Genomic DNA, 9,890 nt, shown 5'->3' on the forward strand with positions numbered 1-9,890 from the left:
AAGTATTTACGGCGCCCTTCGCAGCCTTCTTTAATTGCCTTGCCCACGCCGCCCCGCCCGCCTCTCCTCAAGTCCTGACCGCGCGATACCCTACATGCTCGAAGCGATCTTCGTCATCGGCATCTAGTTCGTCCACCGAATTATCAGCACGGTCGTCGTCTGCAAGCGCTTCGAGTCGGATGGCCGCGTGCACGAGCGCGATGTGCGAAAACGCCTGTGGGAAGTTGCCGACCTGACGCGCATGATGCGTGTCGTACTCCTCGGCCAGCAGGCCAACGTCGTTGCGCAACGACAGCAACCGCTCGAACAATTCCCGGGCATCGCGCTGACGGCCGATCATCACCAGGCAATCGACCATCCAGAAGCTGCACGCGAGAAACGCGCCCTCGCCCGCCGGCAGGCCGTCGTCGACCCGGCTCGTGCGATAGCGTTGCACCAGCCCATCGTGCATGAGGTCGCGCTCGACCGCTTCGATGGTGCCGATCACGCGCGGATCGTTCGCCGGCAGGAAGCCCACGAGCGGAATCATCAGCACGCTCGCATCCATTTCCGCGGAACCATAGGCCTGCATGAACGCATTGCGCGTCGTGTCGAAGCCATGCGCGCAAACATCCGCATGAATCTCCTTGCACAAGTCGCGCCAGTGGTCGATCGGCCCCGGCAAGCCGAAGTGCTCGGCCGACTTGATCGCCCGATCGAACGCGACCCAGGCCATGACCTTCGAGTAGGTGAAGTGCTGGCGTCCGCCGCGCACTTCCCAGATGCCCTCGTCCGGCTTGCGCCACACCGTCTCGAGATGCGCCACGAGCTTCGTCTGCACCTCCCAGGTGGCCTCGTCCGGCGTCAATCCGCCCAGACGCGCCTGATGCAACGCGTCCATCACTTCGCCATACACGTCGAGCTGCAACTGCCCGACCGCGCCATTGCCCACGCGCACGGGCTTCGCCCCTTCGTAGCCGGGCAGCCAATCGACCTCCCACTCGGGCAAACGCCGCTCGCCCGAAAGTCCGTACATGATCTGCACCTGCGACGGCGCACCGGCCACGGCGCGCACCAGCCAATCGCTCCAGTCGTTCGCTTCGGTGTAGTAGCCCCCGAGCATGAGCGCCTGCAAGGTGAGCGTGGCGTCGCGCAACCAGCAATAGCGATAGTCCCAGTTGCGCTCGCCGCCGAGCTGTTCGGGCAACGACGTCGTCGGCGCGGCCACCACGCCGCCCGTCGGCACGAACGTGAGCGCCTTGAGCACGATGAGCGAGCGACGAATCGCGTCGGCCCAACGGCCGTCGAGCTGGCAGCGGTGGGCCCAGGTGCGCCAGTAACGCTCGGTATCGGCGAGGGCGGCGAGCGGATCGATCTCGCGCGGATCGGCGTGATGCGACGGCACACGCGAAAGCACGAACGGCACGGTGTCACCGGCCTTCACATCGAAGCGCGCGCGCAGACTGCCCGGCACATCCTGAATCTCGATGGGGGTGCGCACCACGACCTTGTCGGGTCCCGCGATGAGCCGCATCCCCGGCCCGGTGGGATCGTCGCCGTCGAGCCGACGCGACCACGGCACCGACGCCCCATAGTCGAAGCGCAGGATCAACTCCATCGACATGGTCACCGTTCCGTGGATGCCCTTGACCAGCCGCACAAGGTCGGCCGCGCCGTCGCGCAACGGCATGAAGTCGATCACGGCGACGCAGCCCTCCACCGTCTCGAAGCGGGTCTCGAGAATCAGCGTGTCGTCGTGATAACGACGCGTACAGGTCACGCGAGGATCGTCGGGGGCGAGCTTCCACCGGCCATGCTCCGGGCCGCCAAGCAGCGCCGCGAAACACGCGGGCGAATCGAAATACGGCCAGCAGAGCCAGTCGATCGAGCCGTCGCGCGCGACGAGCGCAGCGCTTCGGCAGTCGCCAATCATTGCGTAATCTTCAATACGTGCCGGCATGCTCACCTCGCGAAGGGAAGAGGAACAGCGCGCCCATCGGCAGACGATGGCGCGCAAGCGAGTGAAGCCCTATGTTACGCGCGTGGTCAAGGCGCGACCATCGGGCCGGCGACGGGCAGGGACGATTGCCGGAAATACTGCCAGAAGTCATGCGCTCCCTCCTGTCGACGTTGGGCGTCGGGTCGGATTGATCGGTGGCCTGTCGTGCGCCAGTCTAAAACCGACCGGCCACCGGGAGGGAAGTTCTGTGCCGCGCCTCAACACGCGGAGAATCCGCATCGCCGACGGGCGGCGTACGTCATGCAGTCACGCGTGCCGGTCCTCCAGCGCATGCACCGCCCCCTGCGCGATCAAGTCGCGAATCCGCGTCGTGTCGAAGCCATACGCCATCAACACCTCGCACGTATGTTCGCCAAGCCGCGGCGCGGGACCGCCCGTGCGTTTCGGCGTCTCGGAGAAGCGGATCGGCAGACCGATGCTGCGTGTCGGGCCGTCCAGCGGGTGCACGGTTTCCACCACCATCTCGCGCGCCACGATCTGCGGGTGCGTTACCGTTTCGGAGATCGACAACACCGGACCGACCGGCAAGCCCACGGCGTCGAGCCGTTCGACCCAGCGCTCGGTGGTGTCGCGCATCAGGTACGCCGTGAGGCGCTCGACGAGTTCGGCACGGTGCGCCGTGCGCCCGGCGTTGGTGGCGAAACGCGGATCACCGCCGATCTCCGGGGCGTCGAGCACCTGCAGCAACCGCTCGTAGTTCGCCTGATTGGCCGCGCCGATATTGATCCACCCGTCTTGCGTGCGAAACGCCTGATAGGGGGTGCTCGTCGGATTCGCCGAGCCAAGCTTCGGCGGATTCTCGCCGCTCGCGAAAAGGTTGGCCGCCGCCCAGTACATCTGCTGGAATCCCGCTTCGAGCAGCGACGTGTCGACGATCTGCCCTTGCCCCGTGCGCAGTCGATGTGCGTACGCCGCCGAGATGCCGAGCGCCGCCAGAATGCCCGCGTTGATATCCGCAATCGGCGAGCCCGCCTTGATGGGCGCCTGGCCCGGCTCGCCGGTCACGCTCATCAAGCCTGAGAGCCCTTGCGCGATCAGATCGAAGCCGCCTTTGTCGGCGTACGGGCCAGTGCGTCCATAGCCGGAAATCGAGCAATAGATGAGCGCCGGATTGGCTGCGCGCAGGGTCTCGTAACCAAGGCCGAGCTTCTCCATCGTCCCCTTGCGATAGTTTTCGGTGACGACGTCGGCGCTCGCCAGCATCTCGCGCAACACCGCGCAGCCGCCCTCCGTCTTGAGATTGAGCGCGATGCCACGCTTGTTGCGATTGAGCATCATGAACGACGCCGATTCGCCGTGCGGAAGGATCGGCGCAAAACGACGGGCGTCGTCGCCGTCCATCTTCTCGACCTTGATGACGTCGGCGCCCATGTCGGCCAGCATCATGCCGCACACCGGGCCGGACATGATGTGCGACAGCTCGATCACCTTGACGCCCTGCAACGGCCCGCCTGCCGGTTTGACGGTATCGGTCATGTCACCGCCCCTCGAACACGGGCGGCGTCTTCGCGAGGAAGGCGCGATAGCCCGTCTGAAAATCGGCCGTGCCGAAGCACGCGAAACCTTCGTCGATCTGCGCGGCGCTGAGCGGCTGGCCGCTGGCCAGTTCGCGCACGAAGCGCTTGTGCCAGCGCGCCACCAGCGGCGCGCCGGCAGCGATGCGCGACGCGCTCTCCAGGGCTTCGCGCGTGACATCACCGTCGGCCACCACGCGGGTCACGAGCCCGATGCGCAACGCCTCCTGCGCATCGAAGATCCGGCCTTCAAGCAGGATCTCGAGCGCGCGCGAGGGACCGAGCAGGCGGACCAGGCCCGACAGCTCCGCGTGCGCCATCACCAGGCCCAGCTTGTTGATCGGCGCACCGAAACGGCTCGATTCGCCGCAGATGCGCACGTCGCAGGCCGCCGCGATCTCCATGCCGCCGCCGACGCAAATGCCGTGAATCATCGCGACGAGCGGCACAGGGCATCGGGACAAGGCGTCGAGCGTACGGTGCATGAGTGCGCCATACGTTCTTGCCTGCTCGACGTTGGCGCGATCGGTCTCGAACTCCGCAATGTCGTTGCCCGGCGCGAAGGACTTCTCGCCCGCCCCACGCAGCACGATGCAGCGCACGTCGGGCGTCTCGGACAACGTGAGGATCGTGTCGCCCAAGGCCTCCCACATAGGCTTGGTCAACGCGTTGAGCTTCTCAGGACGATTGAGCGTGACCCGCGCGATGGCGCCGTGTCGCTCGGTCAGAACGGTGGATGTCACATAGCCTCCTTCCAACGCCAGCACGCACCCGATGTCGGCCAGCTTCTCGTTTTGGTATACCAATTTTTATAAACGATAAGATCTCCGAGATGGGATTGGCAAGCGGCAATCGTAAAATTTAGGGTTAACGTGGGAAAAGCGCGCATTATCGATTGACGACGGATAACATCCCCATCAAAATTGGCATTCCATTTTGCCGATCATTGCGCATGAGCACGTCCGCCTCGCTGAACGCCGCCGCTTACGAAGCCCTCAAGGCGCGCATTGTGCGCGGCGAGCTTCGTCCCGGCGCGCCCCTCTCGGAACGCGCGCTATGCGACGCGCTGGCTGTCTCGCGCACGCCGCTGCGTGAAGCGCTCAAGCGACTGGCGAACGAAGGGTTGGTGGAAATCTCGGAAACGCGCCGCGCACGCGTGGCGCGTGTGAGTGTCGACGAAGTCGTGAATCTGCTCGCCGTGATGGCAGTCCTCGAAGGACTCTCGGGCGAGCAGGCGTGCGAAAAGGCGTCGGAAGCCGATCTTGACGCCCTCACGCAACTGCAAGCCGACATGGAATCGGCTTACGCTCGCGCCGATCACGCCGCCTACTTCGCCCTGAATCAGCAGATTCACCTGAGCATTCTGCGCATGGCGGACAACGGCCCGCTGGCCGAGTATTTCCACAATCTCAACGCACGCCTGCGGCATGTGCGCGAGCGATTGACGCCAACGCCCGAGCGCTGGCGTCAGGCCGTCGATGAACATGCGGAAATGCTCGCGCTACTACGGCGACGCGATGGCAAGCGACTGCGCACGCTGATGGAAGCGCACCTGCGCAGCAAGACCGACGCCTATGTCGCCGCCATGCTCAACGAAGGATTGGTGAGTCTGGGGCGCGCGGCGTGAGCCTGTGAACGCATGAACGGGCGAACGTGTGAACGTGTGAACGCGCCAGCGCATTCCGACGCCTGCGCCGCACCGGTGTGTCACGCGGCGGCGAGTCGATGGGCAAGCACGGTGGCACACTTGGCCATCAGATGCCCGCGCAACAGTCGACCGAGCGCGGCACCGTCGCGCGCATGCAGGGCGCGCAGCATCGCAACATGCTCGTCGACGGCTTGCTCCCACTTGCCGGCATGCAGATTGGAGCGGAATCGCAGCGCCTGCAGCCGTTGATTGACCGATTGGTACATTTGCGTGAGGGCGGGATTACGCGCCGACGCATTGATGCGATCGTGAATCCGCTGATTGCAGTCGAAATAGCCGGGAAGGTCGCCGTTCGCGTGACACGTCAGCATTTCGCTGTGCAACGCCTGAATGTCGTCGATTTCCGCGGACGTGATGCGCGCGCAAGCCAATTCGCCAGCCAGCGCTTCCAGGCCGCTGAGCAGTTCGAAGGCATCGGCGATATCGCTGGCCGACAACGTCACGACACGCGCGCCGCGATTCGGCAACAGTTCGATCAGCCGCTCGACGGCCAGCATCTTGAGCGCCTCGCGCAGCGGCGTGCGCGACACACCGAGTTGCTCGCACAGGGCGCGCTCGTTCAGGTGCGCGCCCGGCGGCAGGGTGCCTTCGATCATCATCTTGCGCAGGCGGTCCATCACGGCAAGATGCAGCGCCTGCCGGCTGATCGGCGCCGTCGTCTCGCCGTCCGGCGGATGAATGACAGGATCACGCAGGACGTTCAGGGTCACAGAGTGCATAGGCTCGGCCAGGTCGTTCGCTTGGAGAAGAAGGTCATCGACTGCACGCACTGCACTTTCGCAAGCCGTGGCAAGCGTCCCCGCTACCACGTCGCGCGAAATATTACGAAATATTACGAAGTCCGATTCTCGCAGATCCCCAGGACTTTGACTACGTTAGGTGGTGTTTTTACCGAGTAGGCGTCATGTTCACCGCACCGCGCAACGACGACTGAATTTTGTATACGATGTGGAGTCATTTGTCGCCAGCGCATCGCTGGGGGCATCGCCTTTTCCCTAGGAGACTTGCAAGATGTTCGAGACCCCCGCCGTCGAATCGCTGGCCCAATTGCTGGCCGACACCCGTCGCGGCGATACGCCGATCGCCTCCCCCGCCCCGGCGCTGCTGCCGGTGGACTTCGACGCCGCCTACACCGTGCAATTGCGCACCCTCGATTTGCTCGGCGAGACGATCGCAGCGTGGAAAGTGGGGGCGAAAGCGCCGATGGATCTGCCGAATTGCGCGCCGATTCCCGCCTCCGTCGTGAGCGACACGGGCGGCACGCTGGCGTTGGGTGACTTCTTCCGGCCGGGATTGGAGTTGGAGATCGCGTTCCGATTGGCCCGCGATATCAAGCCGGGGATTTACGACGAGCGTGAGGCGCTCATGTTTGTTGGCGAAACGCTCGTGACAATCGAGATCACCGACAGCCGCTTCGCGACGAGCGGTCTCGACAGTCGGTTCACGTTGGCCGACTTGCAGAACAACGGTGCGCTCGTGATCGGGAGCGGGCGCGCTTACGATGCGTCGCTCGACTACCTGACGCCGAAGCTTACGTTCTCGCTCGATGGGGTGAACATCGCGCCGGCGGACACGGGGTTCAACACGGGGGGCGATCCACGCACCTTGCTCACGTGGCTCGTGAATCACAACGGCAAGCGCGGCATCACGATGCACGCGGGCGCCGTCATCACCTGTGGCTCTTACGTTGGCATGATTCCCGCGCGCGGTGCGGGCGTACTGCGCGGCACGATCGACGGAATCGGCGAGGCATCCCTCACACTGAAGTGATGGTCGGTGGGCGCCCGGGGGCGCCGTAAGTGTCTCCTTCGGTCAAGCCGCGACTTATCCACAGTTTTTGTTCACAACGTTGTGGACAACGAATGAGGCACGGTTGCCAAGCGCTTGATCGGTATGGCGTTTTCGACCGAAGGGATCAGGAGGCGCTCCCCGCAGGCAAACTGCCTGCGAGCGCCTACGATTTATCCACAGATTTTGTGTTCAAGTCTGTGGACAAGTCCTTGATGAGAGAACGCAAGCCGTTGATTCGACTCAGGGATTCAGTTGACGGCCGTCGTGGAAGCAGCGCTCTGGCGGTCCATCACCAGCGCAAAGCTCTTGTTGCGCTCGCGAACGACACGGTGAATCAGGTCCCACACCGTATGCGCAACGGGCGAGAGCGAACGGTTCTTGCGCCGCACGAGCACGATGTTGCGCTCGAACGCGGGCAACAGCGGACGCACGGCCAACGTGGAGTTCTCCGGCAACGGCAACGCGAGCGGCGGCAGCACGCTCACCCCCAGCCCCTCCTGCACCATGCGGAAGATGGTGCTCACATGCCCCAGCTCCTGCGTGATCGTTCCCTGCACCTTTTGCGTGGTGAGCGCGCGATCGATCAGCGCACGGCTGCCCGAACTCTGATTGAGCAGCACCAGGTTTTCGCCTGAGAGCTCCGACCAGTGCACGGCCGCCTGCGTGGCCAGCGGATGATCGCTGCGGCACACCAGACAGAACGGCTCGCTCATCAGGTGCTCGGTCGTGAGGTCGTCCGCGCCCTGCGGCGCAACCACGATGCCAAAGTCCACATCGCCCGCGCGCACGCTGTCCAGAACGGCACGCTGCATCTGGTCGACGAGGGCGAGCGCCACATCCGGATACGTCGCCTGCGACGCCAACAGCACACGCGGCATGAGCGTCGCCGAGATGGTCGGGGCGGCGCCGATGCGCACCCTTCCGGTCGTGCGGGCTTCCGCGCCATGCGTCTGCAACAGGGCGATCTCGAGTTCGTCGAGCACACGGTCGAGACTGGCGGCGAGCGTCACACCGGCGTCGGTCAGGGCGACCTCGCGCGTGGTGCGGTCAACGAGACGCAGGCCAAGCTGTCCTTCCAGTTCATTGATGCACCGGCTGATGGCCGGTTGTGTCAGGCCGATCTCGGCCCCGGCGCGGCTGAAGTTCTTGCTGCGCGCCACGACCATGAAAACCTTCAGTTGTCTCAGCGATACGTTCATGTGCGATTGCCCTGCGGAAAATTAAGCGAACGAACCACCGCAGTGGCTCCGGCGCGCCGCGCTCGGCGGCGCGCCCCGTATTACGCAAGTCAAACGGTCGCGGCGATCAGGCCGCTGCTTTGACCATCTCTTCGACCACTTTCTTCGCGTCGCCGAAGACCATCATGGTCTTGTCGAGGTAGAACAGGTCGTTGTCCAGCCCGGCATAACCCGCCGCCATCGAACGCTTGTTGACGATGATCGTCTTGGCCTTGTACGCCTCGAGAATCGGCATGCCGGCAATCGGCGACGTCGGATCGGTCTTCGCGGCCGGATTCACCACGTCGTTCGCGCCGAGCACCAGCACCACATCCGTCTGGCCGAATTCGCCGTTGATCTCGTCCATCTCCAGCACCTGGTCGTACGGCACTTCGGCTTCCGCGAGCAGCACGTTCATATGACCCGGCATGCGCCCCGCCACCGGGTGGATCGCGTAACGCACACTCACGCCCTTCTCGACGAGCTTGTCGGTCAACTCCTTCAGGGCGTGCTGAGCGCGGGCGACGGCCAGGCCGTAACCCGGCACGATCACCAGCGATTCGGCGTTGCTCATCAGGAATGCGGCGTCGTCAGGCGATCCCGACTTCACCGGGCGCTGCGGTTGATCGCCCGCTGCGCCACCCGCCCCCGCCTGGGCACCAAAGCCGCCGAGAAGCACGTTGAAGAACGAGCGATTCATGGCCTTGCACATGATGTACGACAGGATGGCGCCGGACGAACCCACGAGCGAACCCGCGATGATGAGCATCGGGTTGTTCAGCGAGAAGCCGATACCGGCGGCCGCCCACCCCGAGTACGAGTTCAGCATCGACACGACGACCGGCATGTCCGCGCCGCCAATCGGGATGATGATGAGCACACCGAGTACGAACGCGATGGCCGTCATGATGGCGAACGGCGTCCAGCTCTGCGAGACGAAGAACGCACCACCAAAGCCGAGCATCGCAATCGCCAGCGCCAGATTCACCATGTGCTGGCCCGTGAAGACCACCGGCGCGCCCTGGAACAAACGGAACTTGTACTTGCCCGAGAGCTTGCCGAAAGCGATGACCGACCCCGAGAACGTGATCGCGCCGACGAACGTGCCGATGAACAGCTCGATACGATTGCCTGCCGGCAACGACGTCTGCCCCGCGGGCACAATGCCGAACGCCGCCGGCTCCGCGACCGCCGCCACCGCGATACACACGGCCGCCAGACCGATCAGCGAGTGCATGGCCGCGACCAGCTCCGGCATCTTGGTCATCTCGACCTTGCGCGCGACGAAGGCGCCGATGCCGCCGCCGACCACGAGGCCCGCGAGGATCAGGCCGAGTCCGGAGAAGTTGCCGTTCGAGAGCTTGCGCAACTCGAAGATCAGCGCCACGGTCGTAAGCGCCGCAATCGTCATCCCGATCATGCCGAACGCATTGCCGCGTCGCGCCATCTTCGGGTTCGACAGGCCCTTGAGCGCCTGAATGAAACAGATCGACGCGACCAAATACAACAGCGTCACAAGATTCATGCTCATGTCAGTGCGCTCCCTTGGCTGCGGCTTCGTCATTGGCCGCGGTCTTTGCCGGGGCCTTGTCTTTCTTCTTGAACATCTCGAGCATGCGCTGTGTGACGAGGAAGCCCCCGAACACGTTCACCGCCGCAAG

At 64.3% G+C, this 9,890-nt stretch carries 9 protein-coding genes; 2 read left to right on the plus strand and 7 right to left on the minus strand.

Features of this window, described 5'->3' with window-relative positions:
- Positions 1-67: 67 nt before the first annotated feature.
- The 3 genes from PCE31107_RS22215 to PCE31107_RS22225 form a co-directional block, all read right to left on the minus strand.
- On the minus strand, positions 68-1,939 hold the full coding sequence (locus tag PCE31107_RS22215) for a glycoside hydrolase family 15 protein (protein WP_150610686.1): 1,872 nt from the start codon (positions 1,937-1,939) through the stop codon (positions 68-70).
- A 306-nt stretch (positions 1,940-2,245) separates the two neighbouring features.
- A complete protein-coding gene (locus PCE31107_RS22220) occupies positions 2,246-3,475 on the minus strand; it encodes a CaiB/BaiF CoA transferase family protein (RefSeq protein ID WP_150610687.1) in 1,230 nt (409 codons plus the stop codon).
- A 1-nt stretch (position 3,476) separates the two neighbouring features.
- Positions 3,477-4,256 (minus strand): enoyl-CoA hydratase-related protein, encoded by a 780-nt coding sequence (locus PCE31107_RS22225; RefSeq protein WP_130025397.1) that lies wholly within the window; start codon positions 4,254-4,256, stop codon positions 3,477-3,479.
- A gap of 209 nt (positions 4,257-4,465) precedes the next feature.
- Between PCE31107_RS22225 and PCE31107_RS22230 the strand changes: the two genes are divergently transcribed.
- Positions 4,466-5,140, plus strand: a complete 675-nt coding sequence (locus PCE31107_RS22230; RefSeq protein WP_130025396.1) for a GntR family transcriptional regulator — start codon at positions 4,466-4,468, stop codon at positions 5,138-5,140.
- 80 nt (positions 5,141-5,220) lie between these two features.
- Here PCE31107_RS22230 and PCE31107_RS22235 read toward each other — a convergent pair whose 3' ends face one another.
- Positions 5,221-5,940, minus strand: coding sequence for a GntR family transcriptional regulator (locus tag PCE31107_RS22235; protein ID WP_130025395.1), 720 nt, complete (start codon positions 5,938-5,940; stop codon positions 5,221-5,223).
- Positions 5,941-6,232: 292 nt separating this feature from the next.
- Here PCE31107_RS22235 and PCE31107_RS22240 point away from each other — a divergent pair, with 292 nt between their 5' ends.
- On the plus strand, positions 6,233-6,991 hold the full coding sequence (locus tag PCE31107_RS22240; protein WP_150610688.1) for a 2-keto-4-pentenoate hydratase: 759 nt from the start codon (positions 6,233-6,235) through the stop codon (positions 6,989-6,991).
- Positions 6,992-7,260: 269 nt separating this feature from the next.
- Here the strand turns inward: PCE31107_RS22240 and PCE31107_RS22245 are convergent, their stop codons facing one another.
- The 3 genes from PCE31107_RS22245 to PCE31107_RS22255 form a co-directional block, all read right to left on the minus strand.
- Positions 7,261-8,211 carry a LysR family transcriptional regulator gene (locus PCE31107_RS22245; RefSeq protein WP_150610689.1) on the minus strand — a complete coding sequence of 317 codons (951 nt, stop codon included), beginning with the start codon at positions 8,209-8,211 and terminating at the stop codon, positions 7,261-7,263.
- Positions 8,212-8,317: 106 nt separating this feature from the next.
- Positions 8,318-9,760: an NAD(P)(+) transhydrogenase (Re/Si-specific) subunit beta gene (locus PCE31107_RS22250; RefSeq protein ID WP_150610690.1), complete on the minus strand. Its 1,443-nt coding sequence runs from the start codon at positions 9,758-9,760 to the stop codon at positions 8,318-8,320.
- 1 nt (position 9,761) lies between these two features.
- Positions 9,762-9,890, minus strand: a 129-nt coding sequence (locus PCE31107_RS22255; protein WP_150610691.1) for a proton-translocating transhydrogenase family protein, incomplete at its 5' end; no start/stop codon positions are given.

The organism is Pandoraea cepalis (assembly GCF_902459625.1).
Lineage (GTDB): Bacteria > Pseudomonadota > Gammaproteobacteria > Burkholderiales > Burkholderiaceae > Pandoraea > Pandoraea cepalis.

What these genes read in the sequence shown, in the direction of transcription:
- PCE31107_RS22235 (WP_130025395.1), bottom strand. Translation starts at nt 5,940, where the DNA reads ATGCACTCTGTGACCCTGAACGTCCTGCGTGATCCTGTCATTCATCCG.
- PCE31107_RS22215 (WP_150610686.1), bottom strand. Translation starts at nt 1,939, where the DNA reads ATGCCGGCACGTATTGAAGATTACGCAATGATTGGCGACTGCCGAAGC.
- PCE31107_RS22245 (WP_150610689.1), bottom strand. Translation starts at nt 8,211, where the DNA reads ATGAACGTATCGCTGAGACAACTGAAGGTTTTCATGGTCGTGGCGCGC.
- PCE31107_RS22220 (WP_150610687.1), bottom strand. Translation starts at nt 3,475, where the DNA reads ATGACCGATACCGTCAAACCGGCAGGCGGGCCGTTGCAGGGCGTCAAG.
- PCE31107_RS22240 (WP_150610688.1), top strand. Translation starts at nt 6,233, where the DNA reads ATGTTCGAGACCCCCGCCGTCGAATCGCTGGCCCAATTGCTGGCCGAC.
- PCE31107_RS22250 (WP_150610690.1), bottom strand. Translation starts at nt 9,760, where the DNA reads ATGAGCATGAATCTTGTGACGCTGTTGTATTTGGTCGCGTCGATCTGT.
- PCE31107_RS22230 (WP_130025396.1), top strand. Translation starts at nt 4,466, where the DNA reads ATGAGCACGTCCGCCTCGCTGAACGCCGCCGCTTACGAAGCCCTCAAG.